The organism is Paenibacillus sp. D2_2, assembly GCF_031199965.1.
Classification (GTDB): Bacteria; Bacillota; Bacilli; order Paenibacillales; family Paenibacillaceae; genus Fontibacillus.
This window is the reverse complement of sequence record NZ_CP133605.1, coordinates 3,300,908-3,324,086: the sequence shown is the minus strand read 5'-3', so window position 1 is coordinate 3,324,086 and position 23,179 is coordinate 3,300,908. Positions and strand designations below refer to the sequence as shown.

Here is a 23,179-nt window from a genome sequence, read left to right as displayed (position 1 = left end):
GTAAGGATGGATTGAACTAGAGTTCAATTTATATAACGATATTAAGGCTTTCCGGCAGAACCGGCCATGACAGGTAATTGTTGCTTCAAGCACCTGTCTATCTGATTCGCGGAGGCCTTAATTTTTGCGTAGGATTAGCATTTGTTTATATTAAATGTTCAAAAAGGTCGGTTTTCAGAACCGAAGAGCGACATCATGAATTACTTCGTGATCAAAGACGAACTTTTTGAACTTCAAAGGCCACTATTTGAGTATGGGGAGGAAGAAATGACCGACGTCCAGGGGAAAAGAACCAGACTTGAACTGTTGATGAAGCAGGCGGAAGTTCCGGCATCGCTGGTCGATCCGTATTTTCTTGACGGATATATCGATCAGGTAGAGGTAAGCCGGGGCAACCGCGAGTGGAAAATAACGATCCGCAAACAGACACTTGTTCCTGCTCAAGTATATCGAACGTTTTGCTTGCGTATACAGGAACGAATGCAGCATATCGCTAAGATTGCTTTTCTATTTCAATACGAACAAGACTTAACAGCAGAGCAGATCGTGACGGAATACTGGAAGTTGTTCCTGGAATGGGTGCAGCGGGAAGTTCCCTCCGTTAATGGCTGGATGGCCAAGGCTGGCTATGAGATTGAGGACAATCTCGTAACAGTGGCGCTAGTTGATGCGATGGCGCTAGAATTGGCTCGGAAGAAAAATATAGACAAGGCGATCACAACCTTCTATGACAATTATTTCGGGTTGGAAGTGAGAGTCAAGTTACAAGTTGCCGAGAACAATGTGGAGGCGTATGAGGAATTCCAGCAGCGGATAGCCGAGGAAGAGCGTGAAGTAATCCAGCGGATGATGGAGAGCATGGAAGCGGAGGCGCCTCCTGAGGAAGATGATGGTGAAGCGGTCAAGCTGCAGATCGGATATGATATCAAGGATCAACCGATACCGTTGCAAGAGCTTCAAGATGAAGAGAAGCGAGTCACGATACAGGGACCGTCTTCGGCCTAGAGAGTAAGGAACTTCGTAACGGCAATACTTTATTTACTTTTTATATTACTGACTTCAGTGATTCCTTACAGATGAAGCTGTTTGCTAAGAATAAGGAAGATCTTAAGATAATGGGTCAATTAGCGAATGGCAAGTGGATCAAGGCTAGGGGCAGAGTGGAGATGGATCGCTTCATGTCCATCCCAGAGCTTGTTATGATTCCTTCAGATCTAAGTGAGGTTAACGCACCACCATCCCGGAAGGACAATGCTGCTGAGAAGCGGGTTGAGTTCCATCTTCATTCAACGATGAGTACGATGGATGCAGTAACTCCGGTTGGTGATTATGTGAAGTTGGCGGCCAAGTGGGGGCATAAAGCGATCGCCATTACTGACCATGGTGGCGTGCAATGCTATCCTGATGCTGCAAAGCATGCTAAGAAGAACGGGATCAAAATGATCTACGGGGTCGAGGCCAACGTAGTGAATGATAATGTGGCTGTCGTACTTAACCCGCGTCCAGATGATTTGAAGACGACAACTTATATCGTATTCGATATTGAGACCACTGGTCTCTCTGTCACACAGAACAAAATTATTGAGATCGCCGCGGTTAAGATGGAGGAAGGTAAAGAAATCGATCGGTATGCTACCTTCGTCGATCCGCATGAACTTATTCCATATCATATTCAGCAATTAACGAACATTAATGACGATATGGTTAGAGGCGCGCCAGAGGTTGATCAGGTACTCGATGAATTCGTGAAATTCGCCGGTGATGCGGTACTGGTTGCGCACAATGCCCGTTTCGACGTTGACTTTGTAAACGCCAAGCTGAAGGAGCTCGGAAGACCACCTATGAGCAATCCAGTATTGGATACGCTAGAGCTGGCACGGTTGATCCATCCGAGTCTGAAAAATCATAGGCTGAACACACTCGCGGCAAAATACAAGGTCTCACTAGAGAATCATCACCGCGCGATCGATGATACCATAGCGCTTGCTGGTGTACTACTCGGGCTAATTGAGGATGCTGTTACACAGGAGAGAATGACTACGCTCGATCGCTTGAATGACAAAGTCGGCAAGGATCTGTCCAATACACGTCCGTTCCATTGCGGGATCTATGCCTTAAATATGACCAGGTAAGAAGAATCTGTTCAAATTAATCTCTATGTCGCATACCGAGTATTTTAAGCGGGTTCCGTGTATTCCGAAATCGAAGCTGACTGAAATGCGCGAGGGTCTACTCGTCATTTCAGGCTGTGAGAAAGGTGAGTTCTTCGAGGCTGTACTGAACAAGACGGTCGAGGAAGCGGAAGAGGTTGCCGGATTCTACGACATTCTGGAGATCCAGCCATTAACGATGTATATGCACCTCGTTGACAAGGGTCTTGTCGGAAGTGCCGAGGCAGTGAAGACAGCGATTCGCAAAGTGGTCGAGATCGGTTTCAAGCTGGGCAAGCCGGTCATCGCTACCGGGAATGTGCATTACCTTGAGCCAAGGGATAAAATTTTCCGCGATATTACGATTCACGGTATTACCGGGTTTAGTCCGCTGAAGGATATACGCAAACCGGATGCTCATTTCCGTACAACGGAAGAGATGCTGGAAGAATTCGAATTCCTGGGTAAAGATAAAGCTTATGAGGTTGTCGTGACGAATACGGCGAATCTAGCGGATTCCTTTGAGGAACTCGAATTATTCCCGGACAAGCTGTTCACGCCGATCATTGATGGGGCGGACGATGAAATCCGCTCAACTTGTTACAATACGGCACGCTCCATGTATGGGGAGGATCTGCCTGAAGTGGTCGTCAAGCGGTTGGAAAAGAACTCGAACCGATTATCAAATACGGGTTCTCGGCCAACTATCTAATCTCGGCAAAACTCGTTAAGAAATCCAATCAGGATGGCTATCTCGTAGGTTCACGGGGTTCGGTTGGTTCCTCGGTCGTAGCTACCTTCCTCGGTATATCCGAGGTTAATCCGTTACCTGCTCATTATATGTGTCGTAATTCGGAATGCAAGCATAGTGAATGGTTCCTGGATGGTAGCGTACCGAGTGGCTTCGACCTTCCTGCGAAGGATTGCCCGAAGTGTGGTCAGCCGCTGAAGGGAGAGGGACAGGATATTCCGTTTGAGACCTTCCTTGGCTTTAAAGGCGATAAGGTCCCCGATATAGATCTTAACTTCTCCGGGGAATATCAGCCGGAGGCTCACAATTTCACGAAGGTTATCTTTGGCGAGAAGAACGTATTCCGCGCGGGTACGATCGGTACCGTAGCGGAGAAGACTGCGTTTGGCTTTGCGAAGAAGTACGAGGAAGAACATCATAAGCATTGGCGCAGTGCGGAGCTGAATAGGCTGGCGGCCGGATGTACTGGTGTGAAGCGTAGTACAGGCCAGCATCCAGGCGGGATCGTCGTCGTGCCAGACTATATTGAAGTCGAAGACGTTACACCTGTACAATATCCGGCCGACGATACGGGAGCGGAATGGAAGACGACTCACTTCGATTATCATGCTTTTGAAGCCAACTTGCTTAAGCTTGATATTCTGGGCCACGATGATCCGACGATGATGCGGATGCTGCAGGATTTGACGGGGATTGATCCGACGTCCATCCCAATGAATGATCCAAAGGTTATGAGCATGTTTAACTCGACTGAATCGCTTGAAGTAAGTCCAGAACAGATTCGGACTCCTGTGGCGACCTACGGGTTCCCGAGATGGGGACCAAGTTTGTACGCCAGATGTTAGTGGAATCCCAGCCTTCTTCATTCGCGGATTTACTGCAGATTTCTGGCTTGTCCCACGGAACCGGCGTTTGGCTTGGAAATGCCCAGGAATTGATCAAGAACGGTACTTGCAACATCAAGACAGTTATTGGTTGTCGGGATGATATTATGTTGTTCTTGATTTATAAGGCGGGAATGGATGCTGGACTGGCTTTTAAAATTACGGAAAGTGTACGAAAGGGTAAAGGGCTGACACCGGAATGGATCGATGAGATGAAGAAGTGCAAGGTGCCGATGTGGTATATTGATTCTTGTCTTAAAATTCAGTACATGTTCCCGAAGGCGCACGCATCCGCTTATGTTATTTCGGCAGTGCGTACCGCTTATTTCAAGCTATATCATCCGATTGAGTTCTACGCGACTTATTTCTCGGTCCGCGGTGAGGATTTCGATGTTGAGCTGTTCTGCCAAGGATATGAGGCAATATACCGTAGGATTGAAGAAGTCGAACAGAAGGGCTTCCAGGCACTGCCGAAGGAGAAGGCAATGTTGCCGATTCTAGAGATGGCGCTGGAGATGACAGCCCGTGGTTTCCGCTTCAAGACTATCGATTTGTATCGTTCCGAGGCGACCCGCTTTATCGTGGACGGTGACGCTCTGATCCCTCCATTTGCTGCGTTGGCGGGGATTGGTGAGAATGCGGCGCGGAACATCGCAGCAGCGAAGGATGAAGGGGAATTCCTCTCCGTGGAAGATTTCCAACAGAGATCCAAAGCAAGTAAGACGATCATTGAATTGCTGGGATCGCTGGGCTGCTTCCGGGATTTACCGGAGAGCAATCAGCTCTCGCTGTTCTAGCCCCGTTTCTTGAGTAACCTCTTAATTAGTCCGCTTTGAAGTTGAAAGGATGAGGGGAAGCCTGGTAAAGGTGTTTTACTTGTCACTATTACCAGACTATGTTATAATTTTTTTGGTAATCATGGAGATAGAAACGTTGTCTAAAGAGTGGGGAAACCCACTCTTTACTCTTTGGTATACAGGAAACAATTGATGGAGGTAATGTACTCTTGAGCACACCGAAGATCAAAGCGGCCGTAGAAGAGATGGTAATGCCTTATCTAGAGGAGAACGGCTTTGAATTGGTTGATATTGAATATGTAAAAGAAGGCAGCAACTGGTTTTTGCGCGTCTTCGTCGACAAAGACGGCGGCATTGACATCGACGATTGCGGCCGGATCAGCGAATATCTTAGCGAGCAGCTAGATGCGAATGATCCGATCCCATCCGCGTATTTCCTTGAAGTTTCCTCGCCTGGTGCGGAGCGACCGCTGAAGAAGGCGGACGACGTAGCCAAAGCTGTTGGCAAGGATGTGTTTGTCACTACATACGAACCGGTAAATGGCCTGAAGGAATTCGAAGGCCGTCTTATCTCTTTTGAGAATGACGAGCTCGTTATTGAAATCGGTAAGCAGAAACATGCCGTATCGTATAGTAAAGTTGCTAGCGCCAGATTGGCGATTATTTTTTAACATCACTTATTTTGGATTATGAAAGGGGAGCTCGAGGCAAATGAGTATGGATTTTATCGAAGCCTTGAATGATTTGGAAAGGGAGAAAGGGATCAGCAAAGATATATTATTTGAAGCTATTGAAGCGGCGCTGATCTCTAGTTATAAACGGAATTTTAATACAGCGCAGAACGTACGTGTAGATATGAACCGCCATACGGGATCTATTAAAGTATTCGCGCGCAAGCTCATTGTTGAAGAAGTTCTCGATCCTCGTACGGAAATTTCGCTGCACTCGTCACGCGAGATCAACCCAAGCTTCCAGCTGGATGATGTAGCTGAGATTGAAGTAACACCTAGAGATTTTGGACGGATTGCGGCGCAGACGGCGAAGCAGGTTGTAACCCAACGCATTCGTGAAGCGGAACGCGGACTGATCTATAACGCTTTTGTAGAGAAAGAAGAAGATATCGTTACAGGTATCGTACAGCGTCAGGATCTACGCAATGTCTATGTTGACCTAGGCAAGATTGAAGCACATCTTCCGCTGAATGAATTGATGCCTGGCGAGAAATTCAAGCACGGCGACCGGATCAAAGCGTATATTACAAAGGTTGAGAACACGACCAAAGGACCGCAAATTTTGCTATCCCGTACGCACCCTGGGCTACTGAAGCGCTTGTTCGAGCTGGAAGTTCCAGAAATATTCGATGGTGTAGTTGAAATTCGTTCTGTGGCCCGTGAAGCTGGATTCCGTTCGAAGATCGCTGTCTATTCCCGTAACAATGAGGTTGATCCAGTTGGCTCTTGTGTAGGACCAAAGGGTACGCGTGTACAGACGATCGTTACCGAGTTGCATGGTGAAAAGATAGATATCGTACGCTACTCTGAAAATATTGATGAATATGTAGCTAATGCACTCAGCCCTTCCAAAGTTTTGGAAGTACAGGTATTCGAGGCTGAGAAGATGGCTCGCGTAATCGTGCCGGATTATCAGCTCTCGCTGGCGATCGGCATTAAGGGGCAGAATGCAAGACTTGCTGCCAAGCTGACAGGCTGGAAAATCGATATTAAGAGTGAGACTCAGGCAGAAGAAGAGTTCGGCAGAAAGAAGACCGAGCAGGATGAATTGCCGCAGGACTCCGTATCTATAGATTGATTTTTGCAATTAGTATGTGTTCAGAAAGTCAAACTTTCAGCGATCAGGTTTTCTTATTAAAGTAGGACTTTTTGAACAACCTCTTTGACGAGATATAGGCATAACCGGGAGTATGTATGGGGGGCTTGAAATGAAAGCTAAAAAAATACCGATGCGCAAATGCGTGGCTTGCCAGCAAATGATGCCCAAAAAATCATTGATCCGCGTCGTTCGTTCGCCGGAGGGTGAAGTTTCAATTGATCTGACTGGCAAAAAATCGGGGCGAGGTGCATATCTTTGCGGACAGGTTGCTTGCTTTAAGCTCGCCCATAAGAACCGCGCGCTGGACCGTGCCTTGAAGGCTACGGTAGGAGCAGAGGTCTACGAACAGTTAGCCCACGATTTTCTGGCGATTGAGGATGAATTCCATCTAAGCCAGGAGCGAGAAGAGGAAGATAGCGATGAGTAAAATGTTGTCCCGACTTGGCCTGGCGATGCGTGCTGGTAAGTTGGTGACCGGTGATGAGATCGTAATGAAAGCCATCAGGTCCAAAGAGGCTAAAGTGGTTATCGTTGCGGGGACGCTTCAAATAATACCCACAAGAAATTCCGCGATAAATGCGGCACATACAAAGTCCCTTTGATCATTGGACCGGATCGGATCAGTCTTGGTTCGAGTATTGGAAAACCGGAACGGGTCGTCATAGCACTGACGGATCAAGGGTTTGCCGATATGATTCGAGAAGAAATCGAGAAAACGCCGGAGGTGGAGTATATTGAATAAACAAGAGAACAAAGATAAACTCAGAGTCTATGAATATGCGAAGTCACTTAATATGAGTAGCAAGGAAATTATCACCATTCTTAAGCGTCTTAATATCCCGGTTAACAATCATATGAGCGTTATGGAGAACGACACTGTTACGAAGGTGGAACAGTTCTTCAAGGATATTAAGAGTAATGCGGCAGCTAAACGCGATGGAGGCGGGCGTTCTGAGGCTTCTTCTAAGTCATCCTCAGTTAATGCAAAGACAGAACCAGTTAAGAAGGCTTCCGATCATCACGGGAATCAAGCGCACACTGCGGCGACGAATCAAGTAACAAGTAATAACAAAAATCAACAAGAAAAGCAGGTAAGCATGAATACAAAAACAAATACCAATAGACCATCTGCCACAGGCAGTAATACAGCATCACAAGAAGAAGTCAACATTCTAATGGGGGAGCCAACAAGGCTCACGTCCTCAACAAGGCTCACGCCCACAACAGGGCTCACGCCCACAGCAAAATTCTAGTCAGCAAGGGAATCGCGGGCATCAGTCCGGCGGCCGTCCTCAAGGGCAAGCTAGTAGCGGACAACAACGTAGCAATTCATCGCAGCCGGCTCGCAGTACCTCTACTGCACCATCACAGGCCAATGCGGACAAAGGCGGCAAGAAGTTTGATCGCGATAATAAGCCTGCATTTAATAATGATCGTGGCGGCAATGGACAGAATCAAGGTGCTAAGAAGGGTAAATTCTCGAATAATAACAATAGCAATAACAATAGAAAAGGCTTTGACGACAACCGTCAGGGTGGTTACAGAAACAATCGCGGCGGTAGAGGTGGCAAAGGCGGTAGAGGTGGTAATCAACAACCACCGCGTGAGAAGATCGACAATACACCGAAGAAGATTATTGTGCGTGGCACAATGACCGTTGGTGAAGCAGCCAAGCTGTTGCATAAGGACGCTTCTGAAGTTATCAAGAAGCTTATACTTCTCGGTGTTATGGCTACGATCAACCAGGAGCTGGATATTGAGACGATCTTGTTGTTGGCGGGTGACTTCGGCGTAGAAGTAGAAGTGAAGATTCCTGTAGAGGATGATCGCTTCGAGACAGTCGAGGAAGTCGATGATGAAGCAGATTTGAAAGAGCGTCCACCAGTTGTTACGATTATGGGTCACGTTGACCATGGTAAGACGACATTGCTCGATGCGATTCGCTCGACAAACGTTACCGGTGGCGAAGCTGGCGGTATTACGCAGCATATCGGTGCATATCAAGTTGAAATTAACGGTAAGAAGATTTCGTTCCTGGATACACCGGGTCACGAAGCGTTTACAGCGATGCGTGCTCGTGGTGCGCAATTGACGGATATTACGATTATCGTTGTCGCTGCAGATGACGGAGTCATGCCGCAGACCGTTGAGGCGATTAACCATGCCAAGGCTGCTGGTCTGCCGATTATCGTGGCTGTTAATAAGATCGATAAACCAGAAGCTAATCCAGATAAGGTGAAGCAAGAATTAACTGAGTACGAACTCGTTCCAGAGGAATGGGGCGGAGATACGATCTTCGTAAACGTATCGGCTAAACAAAGAATGGGTCTTGAGGATCTGCTCGAGATGATTCTTCTCGTAGCAGAAGTTAACGAATATAAGGCAAATCCTAACAAGCGTGCCCGTGGAGCAGTCATTGAGGCTGAGCTTGATAAGAATCGCGAACCGGTTGCACGGGTACTCGTGCAGCATGGTACATTTAAGGTTGGCGATGCATTCGTAGCCGGCAACTGCTTCGGCCGCATTCGTGCCATGGTGAATGACAAAGGACGCCGTATTAAAGAAGCCGGACCTTCGACGCCGGTTGAAATTACCGGTCTGAATGAAGTTCCACAAGCTGGCGATCCGTTCATGGTGTTTGAGGATGAGCGCAAGGCTCGTTCGATCGCTGACAAACGGGCAACAACTGAACGTCAATCCTCGCTTGGTGCCAATACTCGAGTTACGCTTGACGATTTGTTCCGCCACATTAAAGAAGGCGAGATCAAGGATCTGAATGTTATTATTAAAGCGGACGTTCAAGGTTCGGTTGAGGCTCTTAAGGGATCGCTTGAGAAGATCGAGGTTGAAGGCGTACGTGTGAAGATTATTCATAGCGGTGCCGGAGCGATTACCGAATCGGATATTATTTTAGCTGCGGCATCGAACGCGATTGTTATCGGCTTTAACGTTCGTCCAGATACTCAGACCAAAGCGACTGCAGAGCAGGAAAATGTAGATATTAGACTTCATCGCGTTATTTACAATGCCATCGAAGAGATTGAGCAAGCGATGAAGGGAATGCTTGATCCGGTTTATAAAGAATCGGTTATCGGGCATGCTGAAGTAAGAAATACATTCAAGGTCAGCAAGGTCGGGACAATTGCAGGTTGTATGGTTACCTCCGGCAAAATTACCCGTGCTGCTGAAGCACGCTTGATCCGCGACGGCATCGTAGTGTATGAGGGTAAGATCGATTCCCTCAAACGCTTCAAGGATGATGCTAAGGAAGTGGCTCAAGGATACGAGTGCGGTATTACCTTGGACAATTACCATGATGTTAAAGAGGGCGACGTGATCGAAGCATTTGTTATGGAAACCGTCGAACCTAAGTAAGGTGAGGTGTCATCAATGGCCAAGAATCGTACCGGCCGGGTAGGCGAAGAGATTAAGAAGGAACTTAGCGTGATGATCCAACGTGAACTGAAGGATCCACGTATTGGATTTGTTACGGTGACTGGTGTCGATGTAACGAGCGATTTATCGCAAGCAAAAGTATATTTGAGCGTGTTCGGCGATGAAGAACAAAAGAAGGGTACGCTTAAAGCGTTGGACAAAGCTACAGGCTTCTTGCGGACAGAAATCGGTAAGCGAATTAGACTACGGCATACGCCTGAGTTGATCTTCAAGATCGATGAGTCGATCGCTTACGGCAGCCATATCGAGAAGCTGCTCGGTGAAATATCTGAAGAAGGCGAAAATTAACAAATAGGTGTGTTCAATAAGCTTATCAAGGCTTGTTGAATCACCTAATAAAGGAGACGGCTATGCAAACCAAAGAACGTGAGTTCCAACAGGTCAGACAATTCCTGATGGAGCATGACGATTTCCTGGTAGTAGCGCATATTCAGCCGGACGGAGATGCAGTCAGTTCCACGTTAGCAGTGGGCTGGCTTCTCTCTTGTCTGGGCAAAAATTATAAGATGGTGAATGAGGGACCGATCCCCGCCGTATGAGCTATTTATGGCAGGCTGACCGGATCATTGATCTTTCGTCGACTCCGCTTGATACTAAATTTAGCCACGTGATTTGCGTGGACTGTGCAGATTTCAAACGGGTCGGAAAGACTGCGGAATGGTTTGCCGATGATGCCCTAATTCTGAATATTGATCACCATCCAACCAATGATGCCTACGGTGCCGTCAATTTAATTGTTCCTGAGGCGGCTGCGACTGCGGAGATACTGTATGATTTACTGAAATATATGGAGGTTCCGTTGAATTATGAGGTCGCTACGGCGATTTACACTGGGATGTTAACGGATACCGGAGGATTTAGATATTCGAACACATCGCCGAAGGTGATGGCAATTGCCTCCGATCTGCTCGAATACAAGGTGGATGGGCCAGGGTTGTCCGAGCTACTGCTTGAACAAATGACCTTACCGCAATTGAAGCTTTTGACGAGAGCGTTAAATGGGCTTCAAATCACGGATGATGGTAAGATCAGTTGGGTTGTGATTCATGATGAAGATATGAGAGCTACAGGTGCAATCCATGAGGACCTCGAAGGTATTGTTAATTACCCTCGTAATATTCAAGGCGTAGAAGTCGGAATGTTGTTCAAAGTAATCCATGAAGGTGCTGTGAAAGTCAGCCTTCGGTCCGCAGGTATGGTAGATGTAGCCAAGGTTGCACAGAGCTTCGGCGGAGGCGGCCATGTTCGTGCGGCAGGAGCCCGGATCGAGGGGGATCTGACGCAAATCGTATCCCGTGTTGTGGAGCAGGTGAAATTACAGCTATGATAACTTATGAAGGAATTCTTCCTATCGCTAAGCCGGTTGGGTTCACATCTCATGATGTGGTGGCCAAGGCTCGCGGCATCTTAAAGATGAAGCGGATAGGCCACACGGGGACGCTCGATCCGGCGGTCACCGGAGTTTTGCCGTTATGCCTTGGAAGAGCGACCAGAATGGTTGAATACTTGCAGGAGCTGCCTAAGGAATATGAAGCTACCCTAGTACTTGGTATTGCTACTGATACGGAAGATATGACGGGTACGATAATAGAACAAGACGAGCATGTCTCTGTAGACATGGATCAGATATCTGAGGTCTTGTCCCGGTTCATCGGTACGATATCGCAGGTTCCTCCAATGTATTCGGCCGTGAAACAGGATGGGAAGAGGCTCTATGAATTGGCTCGTGAGGGCAAAGTCGTAGAACGTAAGGCGCGCGAAGTGACGATTCATGAGCTCGAGCTGATCTCCTATCAACCGGATATACCCTATCCAGAGTTATCATTCCGTGTACTCTGTTCCAAAGGTACTTATATCCGCACACTCTGTGTAGACATTGGGCGGACTCTAGGTGTTCCTGCGTCGATGCTTCGTCTCAAGCGGACGATGTCCGCCGGAATTCGTAATGAGCATTGCCTGACGTTGGAACAGGTAGCTGAGCATGTTCAAGCAGGTACTTTGCAGTCTTGCTTGTTGCCGATAGATCGGGCTGTTCAGCATTTGCCGGCGCATATCGTGGAAGAAGAAAAGGTACAGGCAACCTTACAAGGACAGCGAGTCTCCCCTTATGCAATCAAGCCGTCAGCAAATCGTGGGGACGTTATTCGTCTATACAGTCCTACTGAGCAATTTTTAGGTATCTTCCGCGTAGGGGAAGAGACTGGAGCGATTACTCCAGTTAAGGTATTTCTGCCTGATTCGAATTAGACTTTCGAGTAAGTTTTTGAACTACTTCTGAACTACTTCTATAAACTGTGAAATTGCAGGTGAGACAAGTGAAAACAATATATCTGACATATCCATTAACTGAAGAAGTAATCGCACAGTGTACTAGACAGCAGGTTATTGCCATCGGTCAATTCGATGGATTGCATCTGGGTCATGTGAGTGTCATCCAATCTGCGGTACGAATTGCTGCCGAGCAAGGACTCCCTTCCGGCGTAATGACGTTTCATCCCCATCCGAAGGAAGTCATGAAGAAAGGTGACTATGAAGGATACCTAACACCTCCGGCGGAGAAGAGAAGATTATCCGTCAGATGGGCGTGGATTATTTATATATTGTAGACTTCAATGACAGCTTCTCGCGCGTAAGTCCACAGAACTTCGTCAGTGGTATGCTGATGCCGCTTGGGATTCATACTGCTGTTGTTGGCTTTGATTTTCATTTTGGCTATCGCGGCGAAGGCCATGCGGGGATGCTTCGCGAGCTGAGCGATTACAAGCTTGAGGTCACGATTGTGCCTCCGTTTCTGATCGAAGGCGATAAAGTGAGCAGCTCAAGCATTCGCCTTGACCTGCAAGAAGGCAATGTGAAGCAAGTGCGACGTCTATTAGGTCGTCCTTACTCCTTGTCGGGAATCGTTATGCATGGTGAGAAGCGCGGTCGTACGATCGGCTTCCCGACGGCTAACCTGAAGATGAGTGAGCACTATGTGCTGCCGAGAAAAGGGGTATACGCCGTAAGGGTTGGTTATGAAGATCAGATGCTACAGGGAGTTATGAATGTAGGCGTCAAGCCGACCTTCCATGAGAATGAGATTGTACCTACGATTGAGATTCATCTACTAGAATTCAGTGGGGATATTTATGGCAAGTTGCTATCGGTCGAGCTAATAAGCTTCATCCGTGAGGAACGCAAATTCGGATCTATTGAGCAATTAGTCGCGCAAATTACTAACGATGCCGATACGGCGAAGCAAATATTGTCGTCGGAGGAATAATACGTACAAGCATCATTTACTTTTATCTCATATTTATGTTATACTGATTTACGTTGTTCATGCAGGCTTATCCCGCATGTCAATATAAAACCTTAGCTTGGTTGTCAGGTCTCACCGTCCGACTACTAGGCTAGTGGCGATTTTTGTAAAGGAGGTGGATAGGATGGCATTAACTCAAGAGCGTAAACAACAATTGATTGAAGAGTACAAAACTCATGAATCCGATACTGGATCACCAGAGGTACAAATTGCTATCCTCACGGAGAACATCGTGAATTTGACTGATCACTTGCGTACGCACAAGAAGGATCATCATTCCCGTCGCGGTCTTTTGAAGATGGTAGGTCAACGCCGTAAGTTGTTGGCTTACTTGAAGAACAAAGACGTTAAACGTTACTCCGCGTTGATTGAGAGACTCGGATTGCGCCGTTAATTTGCCTTTGTTGAAGAAAAGCAGCCTGGTAGCCGCCGAGCGCTATTGCAGCGAACGGTCGGCCGTTGGGTTGCTTTTTACGAAGAAATACATTACACAGCAGTATCAGGAATAATGACGTATATCTGCTAATGAAGGGCTCCGTGAGGAGCTTTTGTTTTAGATATAATAAGAAAACAGATGATAATCATTTTTATTGCTTTTATGAATTGGATAGAAGCAGGAAATAATGAGATTTGTAACGAACTTTTATTTGTGAATAAGGAGGGATTTCATGGAAAAACATGTGAAAATGGAGTTGGGAGGAAGACCTCTTACATTGGAGACCGGGCGTTTGGCCAAGCAGGCTAACGCTGCGGTAATGGTCCGTTATGGTGATACGGCTGTTCTGTGTACTGTGACAGCATCGTCTGAACCTAAGGATTTGGATTTTTTCCCATTGACCGTGAATTATGAAGAGAAGTTGTATGCTGTAGGTAAAATTCCTGGCGGCTTTATCAAGCGTGAAGGACGTCCAAGTGAGAAAGCAATTCTCGCCAGCCGTCTGACCGACCGCCCGATCCGTCCATTGTTCCCTGAAGGGTTCCGCAATGATGTGCAGATCGTGAATCTGGTAATGAGCGTGGATCAGGACTGTGAGCCTGAGATTGCTGCTATGATTGGTACTTCGGCTGCACTGAGCATTTCGGACGTTCCTTTTAACGGACCGATTGGCGGGGTTGCTGTAGGCCGTGTGAATGGTGAATTCGTCATCAATCCGGATGTTGCCCAGCAAGAAGCAAGCGATATCTATGTGACTGTTGCCGGTACGAAAGATGCGATCATGATGGTTGAAGCCGAAGCAGATGAGGTTCCAGAAGAAGTTATGCTGGGAGCGATTATGTTCGGACATGATGAGATCAAGAAGATCATCGCTACGATCGAAGAGCTTGTTGCTGTCGCAGGCAAAGAGAAGATGGAAGTGAAGCTGCACGCTGTTGATACAGATGTGAATAGCGAAGTTCGCGCAAATGCTGCAGGGCGTCTGGTTGAAGCTGTTAAGATTGCTGAGAAGCATGCTCGTCAGGATGCGATCGATGCGATCAATGATGAGACAGTCGCTTATTTCGGGAGAAGTACATAGAATCTCCTGAGTTGCTGGATGATGTAAAGGAAGTGCTGCACGACATCGTCAAAGAAGAAGTACGCCGCCTAATTACTCATGATAAAGTTCGTCCAGATGGACGTAAATTGAATGAGATTCGTCCGATCGAATGTGATATCAACCTGTTGCCGCGCACCCATGGTTCTGGTTTGTTCACTCGTGGTCAGACGCAAGCGCTCAGCATTTGTACGCTTGGAGCATTGGGAGATGTACAGATTCTCGATGGTATCGACCTTGAGGAATCGAAACGCTTCATGCACCATTATAACTTCCCGCCATTCAGTGTGGGCGAGGCTCGTCCTTTGCGCGCACCTGGACGCCGTGAAATTGGACATGGTGCACTCGGTGAACGGGCATTGTCGAAGGTTATTCCACCAGAATCGGAATTCCCGTATACAATCCGTCTCGTATCCGAAGTATTGGAATCGAACGGCTCTACTTCCCAAGCAAGTATCTGTGCTAGTACTCTTGCGATGATGGATGCTGGTGTACCGATCAAAGCGCCAGTTGCTGGCGTAGCGATGGGCTTGATCAAAGATGGAGAGCATGTCTCGATCTTAACGGATATTCAAGGTATGGAAGACCATCTTGGTGATATGGACTTCAAGGTAGCTGGTACAGCGGAAGGCGTAACCGCCATTCAAATGGATATCAAGATCGACGGAATCGACCGTCAAATCTTGTCCGAAGCCTTGGAGCAAGCAAGAGAAGGTCGTATGTTCATCCTTGGCAAAATGCAGGAACGTATTCAGGCTCCTAAGGAGCATTTGTCTCCGTATGCGCCTAAGATTACGATCATGAACATTAATCCGGACAAGATCCGCGATGTTATTGGTGCTGGTGGTAAGATCATTAACAAGATCATTGAAGAAACTGGCGTCAAGATCGATATTGAGCAAGATGGACGTGTATTCATCGCTTCGACTAATGAAGAGATGAACAACAAAGCGCGCTCGATTATTGAAGGCATCGTGAAAGAAGTTGTCGTTGGTGAGATTTACGTAGGTACAGTCAAACGGATTGAAAAATTCGGCGCCTTCGTAGAAATCCTGCCAGGCAAAGACGGTTTAGTACACATCTCCCAGCTTTCAACGGAACGTGTTGCTAAAGTGGAAGATGTCATTGCGATCGGAGATACAATTACTGTCAAAGTTACCGAGATCGATCAACAAGGACGGGTTAATCTTTCCCGTAAAGCGGTATTAACCGCGGAGAAGGAATAATCACACTCTTAAGTTCGTTCTCACTTTAAACAGATTTCGTTACGAGAAAGAGACAGAATGACCATTCTGGCTCTTTTTGCGTACTCTTTTTTTATACTTATTTTTTACTTTGTATTTGCGGATGGATTTATGTAGTATTGAGGGATATTCTGCCAAAAAAATTATTGCTTGAATGGGGAGGGGCGAGATGCCTACAAATGAGAAATTATCTATGACTTGGCTCTTTACCTATTTGAAGCCGGTTAAGGGGAAGCTCGTACTTTTGCTGGTTATGCTGCTTGTTTCAACGGCATTGCAGCTCATTAACCCACAGATTGTAGCACGTTTTATTGACACAGCTGCTGGGGGCGGCGTCGTATCCAGCCTTTTACTGCTTGCAGGCGCTTTTTTAGTGGTGGCTGTATTCAATCAGTTAATTACAGTTGCCGTAAGTTACATTGGTAATGATGTCGCTTGGAGATCGACGAATAAGCTGCGTGGTGACCTGCTCAGACATTGTCTGAAGCTGGATATGCGATTCCATAATGTGAAGACGCCGGGGGAGATGATTGAACGAGTTGATGGTGATGTTACGGGGATTTCGAATTTTTTTGCCATGTTCATCGTTCAGGTTATCGGAAGCTTCGTGTTATTGGTAGGAATCTTGGGGTATATGTTCAGTGTTAACGTATTAATTGCAAGCGTGATGACCTTGTTCACATTGATTGCGATTCTGTTCATGGTCATTATTCGCAATCTGGGTGTACAGTCGTCCAAGAAAGAGCGGGAGGCAAGTGCGGCTCTGTTCGGTCTAATCGAAGAACGGATCGCTGGGATCGAGGATGTTCAGGCTAATGGACATGTGCCTTATGTGATGAATCGATTCTATCGCGCAATGCGTTCGGTAGCGATTACAGGCCGGAAAGCATGGATGCTGCGGATCGTTCCTTGGAATACGACGGTTATTATGTTCGCGCTTGCAGTAACCGCGGTGCTGTTGCTTGGCGTTCATTATTATTTAACAGGTAGAATATCGCTGGGTATGTTGTTCCTTATTTATCAATATACACAGATGTTAAATGATCCGATTGAGATGCTGGGCAATCAAGTGCAGGAGTTCCAGAAGGCCAAATCTGGCATGCTTCGCTCCAGAGAATTGCTGTCAAGCCGTAGCGAGATTGTAAGCGGGGATCAGGAGTTGCTACCGCAAGGTGCACTCAGCCTGGAATTTGAAGCGGTATCATTTCATTATAGTGAGGATAAGTCCGTCCTGAACAATCTGACATTCCGGGTTGAAGCCGGGGAGCGACTCGGGATTATCGGTCGTACGGGAAGTGGCAAATCAAGTCTTAGCCGTGTTCTGATGCGGCTATATAACATTAACCAAGGTGTTATTCGTATTGGCGGCATTGATATTACGGAGTTGAATCTTCCTGCGCTCTATCAGCGCGTGGGGATGGTTACTCAAGATGTACAGTTATTCGATGGAACGCTGCGCGACAATCTGACGCTATTTAATCAGGATGTATCGGATGAACAGATTCTAGAGACGACAGGGCGTCTTGGCTTGCGCACATGGATTGAGGCTTTACCGGATGGACTTGATACTCATCTGTCCTCAGGGGGCTCTTCCTTGTCTGCAGGGGAAGCGCAGCTATTCGCTCTGACGCGTGTATTTCTGACTGAGCCGAGTCTTGTCGTGCTGGATGAGCCATCGTCAAGGCTGGATGCAGCAACGGAATCGATGCTTCAGTTGGCCGTAGACTCGCTGATGGAGCATTGTACAGGAGTAATTATTGCGCACCGGCTGGCTACGCTGGAGCAGGTTGACAAGATTCTGGTACTCGGTAACGGGCAAATCCTTGAATTTGGAGATCGCAAGGAACTGGCTAGCCGCCCAGACTCGCATTATGCCAGATTGCTTGCAACGGGTAGAGAGGAGGAATTGGCATGAATATTACGGGCTTTATCAACCGTTTGTTCCGTTATAAGCCGTTCCTGTTCATCGTGAATGGGCTGCTGTGGGCCGTATTCCACTCCCTCCCTCTCTTATTCGGACTTGGAATGCAATGGTTCTTTGACTGTGCAACTACAGGGACGGACAATTATTTATGGTTGGCTACTCCGCTGATTTTCCTGACAGTGGTTAGGTTTCTGCGCGTTGGAACCTTCTTCGCGGCCTTCTATCAATGGGTAACCTATATTTTTCATATCCAGGCGATTTTGCGTACGAATATGCTGGCTGGAATTATGCGCTGGCCAGGGCGGAATCTGCCTGCGACTCCCGGGGAGGCGATGAGCCGTTTTCGGGATGATGTGAATGAGGTTGTCGAATATGTAGAGTCCTGGGTTGATTTCTGGGCAGGTTGATATTTGCGACAGTATCCATTGTAATAATGGCCAACATTAACTGGAAAATTACGCTGGTCGCTATTCTACCTCTACTTGTTGTGACCCTGCTGAACAATCTATCTGGGAACAAGGCACGCAGATATGGCCAACTGAACCAAGAGGCAACCGGTCGCATTACGAGCTTTATCGCTGAGACCTTTGGAGCGGTGCAGGCTCTCAAGCTCGGCCAGGCTGAGGAGCATGTGCATCGAAAGTTTACCGAGCTTAATGAGGAGCGACGACAGGCGGCACTGAAGGACAATTTGTTCAAGCAATGGATGAGATCGTTGAATCAACATGTGCTGAGCATCTGTACTGGGTTGATCCTGCTTATGTGTGCGGCTGAGATGAAGGCAGGGCGGTTTACGGTAGGGGATTTTGCACTATATACAACTTATCTTACAAATATAGGCTTCAGTATATCGTTATTTGGCTATATGGTGTATCAACATAAACGTCTGAAGGTGTCCTTTGACAGAATGCGGACTTTGTTCAGACCTGGTGAAGAGGACCGAGTTATCGAAGCGAGAGAGACCTATCTAAATAGTGAGCCTCCAGAGCTGCCAGTGCGGCATAAGAGACAGGAGGAGCGTTTGCAAAGCCTCGAGATTAATAACGTGTCCTATCATTATCCAGAATCGGCGAACGGGATTTCGAATGTGAATCTTCGCTTGAAGCGCGGACAATTCCTCGTTATTACCGGCCGGATTGGTTCAGGCAAATCGACACTCGTCAGGACTTTGCTTGGGCTTCTTCCTAAGGAGGAGGGGGAGATTATGTGGAATGGCAAGGCAGTAAATGCTGCCGAGTTCCTGATTCCTCCAAGGGCGGCCTACACTCCACAGGTTCCGCGTCTGTTCAGTGATACTTTGAGGGAGAATATCGTGCAAGGTGGGCCGGATGAGCAAGCTCTAGAGAAGGCAATTCGCCTGTCTGTTATGGACAAAGATATAGCTGATCTCGACAAAGGTCTGGATACCTATGTAGGACCTAGAGGTGTTATGCTCTCTGGTGGGCAAATTCAAAGGGCAGCGACAGCGAGAATGCTGATGACAGGTTCGGACCTATTTATTTTTGATGATCTGTCCAGCGCGTTGGATGTAGAGACCGAGCAGAAGGTATGGGAAGGCCTGTTCCAGGAAACTGATGTGACTTGTATAGCTGTGTCGCACCGACGAGCGGCTCTAAGTAGAGCGGATCATATTATTGTAATGAAAGACGGGCAAATAGAAGCCGAAGGGACATTACAGGATCTGCTGGCCTCTTGTGAAGAAATGCGCCTGCTATGGCAGGGGGAATCTGCAGATTCAGATCAGGAAGCGATGAATGAGAGAGGTTGTTTAAAAAGTCCGTCTTTGATCACGAAGTAAATCATGAAGCTATTCGACATCGAATCTTGAATTCAGCCGGGCCTTCAGGTGCTCACGTACCCAAAACGTACGCTCCGCTCCTCAGTCCCTAGCTTCATCCAACCTTCTCGGTGCTGAAAGTCTGACTTTTTAAACACGCACTAAAGTGCAGAATTGAGTACGATATGAAATAAGAATGAATAAATTTAGGCTATAAAATTGGACGTACCCGGCGATAACAATCGCCGGGTACTAGTTTATTTCGCGCTATATATTAAGCACTATATAAATTTAACCTCTGACAGCATAAACTGCTGTACACGGTTCCGTATTTGTGAAGTTCATCAATCGGTACATTGCTTCTAAAACAACAAAAGCCCTGCCTCTCTTTCGTCCTTGCGGCTCCAATGACCGCTCCAGCGTGAATCAGAAAATCTCAAACGTTCCGTAAAATTTAAAACTCTTACTCTTTAGGGTTATCAAAATAGGAATTTTCTTCACTTCTAGATGGGTTAATTTAGAAAAATTCGAGGAACTTACGAGGTTAAATTTACTCAACGGTTGTAATTATAACATAAAGTTTCTGAAAAAGACAGAACTATTTGCAAACTGTGCTTATTTCGCATATTCCAGGACTTGTCTTCATAAGATTAGGACAAAACCCGCTGAAGGGATGAGTCTGTCATGAATCGAAAAAAATTGGCGGTTATCGTTGCAACGACCTTGCTCGTGATGATGCTTGGGCAGTTTGTTGGAATTCACAAATTTGTAGCAGGTGGCGACCATGAGAAGGGTAGCAAGTTGGTGCTCGGTTTGCTTACAGATCGGAAGGGGGATGATCCCTTGCTGGCACAAATCCGGTCAGAAGCAAATAAACGGAGGATCGAACCAATCGATGCGGTTGTTGACCGAGTTTGGAAAGCCATTCCCGGATACAATGGTCGTGAGGTAGATATAGAAAAGACCTATGAGAAGGCTAAAGCCGCTGAACCTGGCCAGAAGCTTGAATTTGTCTATCGAGAGTTGAAGCCGAAGGTAAACTTGGATGATCTGGGGACAGAACCAATCTTTCGTGGCAATCCTAACAAGCCGATGGCCGCATTTATGATTAATGTAGCCTGGGGTAATGAGTATATTATACCGATGCTGGATATTCTGGATGAAGCGGGTGTGAAGGCAACCTTCTTCTTTGATGGAAGCTGGCTGAAGAAGAATACCGATCTGGCGCTAGAGATTCAAAAAAGAGGACATCAGCTCGAAAATCATGCGTATTCACATCCTAATATGAGTCAATTGGATGATAGCCAGGCACGGTTGGAAATATCGAAGACGAAGGATCTACTGAAGCAGAAGCTTGGGTGGATAATCGCTGGTTCGCACCACCATCTGGTGATTATGATCAACGGACTATTGAGCTAGCGGCTGAGCAAGGTCTTAAGACCGTATTATGGACGGTGGATACTGTTGACTGGATGAAGCCAGCTCCAAGCACGATTGTACAGAAAATTGCCCAAAAGGTTGAACCAGGAGCATTGATTCTGATGCATCCCACTGCTTCTTCAAGAGATGCTTTAAAAGGAATGATCCAGGTAATCGAGCGCAAGGGGATCAAGCTAGGTACTGTAGAAGAGACCTTGTCCCCGACCGGATCGATACTCCTGGGAGTTGAGCGGTTGCCTTTTTTTGATAGGATAGGAATGCATTTATCAATTCGCGGGTAGCTTGTTAAGCTATCCATTTAAATGACGAAGCAAATGCTTAAGTTTTGCTGTGCAAAACTTTTAGGAGGATCCTTAGTGAATAAGACGCAATTAAGCAATGGCCTGCGGGTCGTTACGGAGAAAATTCCATCCTGCCGATCTGTTTCTTTCGGTATTTGGGTGAAGACCGGATCGCGTAATGAAACGCCGGAGCAGGGCGGGATTTCTCATTTTATCGAGCACATGTTGTTCAAGGGAACGTCAAAATTCAGTGCCAAAGATATCGCAGAGGAATTCGATGCAATTGGCGGAAATGTGAATGCGTTCACCTCGAAGGAGTATACTTGTTTCTATGCCAAGGTGTTAGATGAACATTTGCCGATTGCGGTTGACGTGCTGTCGGATATGTTCTTCCATTCGCTGTTTGATGCAGAGGAGCTTCGTAAAGAGAAGAATGTCATCCTGGAAGAAATCTCGATGTACGAAGATACGCCGGATGATATGGTTCACGATCTAATAACAGAAGCCGCCTATGGGGATCATCCGTTAGCCCTGCCGATTCTCGGAACCGAGGAGAAGCTGCTGGCGATGACGCCGGATCATCTTCGTCAGTATATGAAAGAGAAGTATACTATTGAGAATACGGTTATTAGTGTTGCCGGCAATATTGATGATTCACTGATTGATCTGTTGGAGAAATATTTCGGTAATTTCAGCAATCATGGTCTTAGCAATCAGTTGGCCATGCCTGAGTTCCTTAGCGGTCTCAAGTTCTATAAGAAGAAGACAGAACAGAATCATATCTGTCTCTCGTTTCCTGGACTGGCTACTGGGGATGATAGACAATATGCAATGGTGCTGCTCAACAATGCGATTGGCGGAGGCATGAGCTCTCGTCTGTTCCAAGAGATTCGTGAGAAGCGTGGCCTTGCCTATTCAGTTTATTCTTATCATAGTTCGAGTGCAGATAGCGGTCTGTTCACGGTATATGCCGGGACCGCGCCGAAGCAGACTGAAGATGTTCTGACGTTGACGAAGGAGATTCTTCATGATGTCGCACAGAATGGGCTAACAGAGAATGAACTTCGCAAGGGGAAGGAACAGCTCAAAGGAAGCTTGATCCTAAGTCTGGAGAGTACAGGCAGTCGGATGAATCGTCTCGGTAAGAACGAGTTGATGCTGGGACGCCATTTTACGCTTGATGAAATGATAAATCGCATTGATGCAGTAACGATGGATGATGTAAACTATTGTGTTAAGGAAATGTTCAAGAAGCCGTTCGCACTTGCTATGGTAGGTGCATCGGACCGGGTAATATCCGGATTAAGGAGAGATGAACTTGTCATTTGATGTGCAACTAAAACGTATGCCGGGCAATGAAGACGTGGAGCTTCCTCGCAAAATGTCTGAGCTTGCCTCCGGTTTTGATCTTTATGCAGCAGTAACACAAGAAATCAGATTACAGCCTGGAGAACGGTTCCTTGTACCGACGGGAATAGCCATCGCTATGCCTGCCGGACTTGAAGCGCAAATCCGTCCGCGTAGTGGGCTGGCCTTCAAACATGGCATCACATGCCTCAATACGCCTGGTACAATCGACGCGGATTATCGTGGCGAGATCAAAGTACTGTTGATCAATCTGGGCCATGAGGCATTTACAATCACACGCAATGAGCGCATTGCGCAAATGGTGTTCCAGACTGTACCAGAAGTAAACCTGCTTACTGTGGATGATTTGTCCGATACAGAGCGTGGCGCCGGCGGGTTTGGTCATACAGGAACGAAGTAAGAATTATAGAAACAAGCATACAGCCTTTTGGTCTGCTGACC

The 23,179-nt window shown here is 46.9% G+C and carries 9 protein-coding genes and 8 pseudogenes; all 17 read left to right on the top strand.

All coding sequences use genetic code 11. The features are described 5' to 3' along the window. Positions 1-267 precede the first annotated feature (267 nt). The 17 genes and pseudogenes from RE628_RS16890 to dut all read left to right on the top strand — a co-directional run bounded on the left by RE628_RS16890 (position 268) and on the right by dut (position 23,138). Positions 268-4,582 (top strand): annotated as a pseudogene (locus RE628_RS16890) (PolC-type DNA polymerase III). Positions 4,583-4,791: 209 nt separating this feature from the next. After that, positions 4,792-5,253, top strand: a complete 462-nt coding sequence (gene rimP / locus RE628_RS16885) for a ribosome maturation factor RimP (RefSeq protein WP_309154156.1) — start codon at positions 4,792-4,794, stop codon at positions 5,251-5,253. Positions 5,254-5,293: 40 nt separating this feature from the next. Next, positions 5,294-6,391: a transcription termination factor NusA gene (gene nusA / locus RE628_RS16880; RefSeq protein ID WP_309154155.1), complete on the top strand. Its 1,098-nt coding sequence runs from the start codon at positions 5,294-5,296 to the stop codon at positions 6,389-6,391. 130 nt (positions 6,392-6,521) lie between these two features. After that, positions 6,522-6,839, top strand: a complete 318-nt coding sequence (gene rnpM, locus RE628_RS16875; protein WP_309154154.1) for an RNase P modulator RnpM — start codon at positions 6,522-6,524, stop codon at positions 6,837-6,839. Further along, positions 6,832-7,154 (top strand): annotated as a pseudogene (locus RE628_RS16870) (L7Ae/L30e/S12e/Gadd45 family ribosomal protein). The gene rnpM and the pseudogene RE628_RS16870 overlap by 8 nt, the downstream one beginning before the upstream one ends. Further along, positions 7,147-9,787, top strand: a pseudogene (infB, locus tag RE628_RS16865) (translation initiation factor IF-2). Before RE628_RS16870 ends, infB begins: the two co-directional pseudogenes overlap by 8 nt. A gap of 15 nt (positions 9,788-9,802) precedes the next feature. Next, on the top strand, positions 9,803-10,156 hold the full coding sequence (rbfA, locus tag RE628_RS16860) for a 30S ribosome-binding factor RbfA (protein WP_309154153.1): 354 nt from the start codon (positions 9,803-9,805) through the stop codon (positions 10,154-10,156). A gap of 62 nt (positions 10,157-10,218) precedes the next feature. After that, a pseudogene (locus RE628_RS16855) lies at positions 10,219-11,195 on the top strand (bifunctional oligoribonuclease/PAP phosphatase NrnA). Continuing rightward, positions 11,192-12,115, top strand: coding sequence for a tRNA pseudouridine(55) synthase TruB (gene truB / locus RE628_RS16850; RefSeq protein ID WP_309154152.1), 924 nt, complete (start codon positions 11,192-11,194; stop codon positions 12,113-12,115). The pseudogene RE628_RS16855 and the gene truB overlap by 4 nt, the downstream one beginning before the upstream one ends. A gap of 68 nt (positions 12,116-12,183) precedes the next feature. Then, positions 12,184-13,130 (top strand): annotated as a pseudogene (locus tag RE628_RS16845) (bifunctional riboflavin kinase/FAD synthetase). Between the two features lie 163 nt (positions 13,131-13,293). After that, positions 13,294-13,563, top strand: coding sequence for a 30S ribosomal protein S15 (gene rpsO / locus RE628_RS16840; RefSeq protein WP_309154151.1), 270 nt, complete (start codon positions 13,294-13,296; stop codon positions 13,561-13,563). Positions 13,564-13,837: 274 nt separating this feature from the next. Further along, a pseudogene (gene pnp / locus RE628_RS16835) lies at positions 13,838-15,930 on the top strand (polyribonucleotide nucleotidyltransferase). A gap of 187 nt (positions 15,931-16,117) precedes the next feature. Then, complete coding sequence (locus tag RE628_RS16830) at positions 16,118-17,863, top strand: ABC transporter ATP-binding protein (protein WP_309154150.1); 1,746 nt, start codon at positions 16,118-16,120, stop codon at positions 17,861-17,863. Then, positions 17,860-19,670 (top strand): annotated as a pseudogene (locus RE628_RS16820) (ABC transporter ATP-binding protein). The gene RE628_RS16830 and the pseudogene RE628_RS16820 overlap by 4 nt, the downstream one beginning before the upstream one ends. A gap of 663 nt (positions 19,671-20,333) precedes the next feature. After that, positions 20,334-21,370: pseudogene (locus RE628_RS16815) on the top strand (polysaccharide deacetylase family protein). Between the two features lie 75 nt (positions 21,371-21,445). After that, a complete protein-coding gene (locus RE628_RS16810) occupies positions 21,446-22,699 on the top strand; it encodes a M16 family metallopeptidase (RefSeq protein WP_309154147.1) in 1,254 nt (417 codons plus the stop codon). Further along, the gene (gene dut, locus RE628_RS16805; RefSeq protein WP_375142925.1) at positions 22,683-23,138 is read left to right on the top strand and encodes a dUTP diphosphatase; all 456 of its coding nucleotides are present in this window, start codon (positions 22,683-22,685) and stop codon (positions 23,136-23,138) included. Before RE628_RS16810 ends, dut begins: the two co-directional genes overlap by 17 nt. The last annotated feature ends 41 nt before the right edge of the window (positions 23,139-23,179 follow it).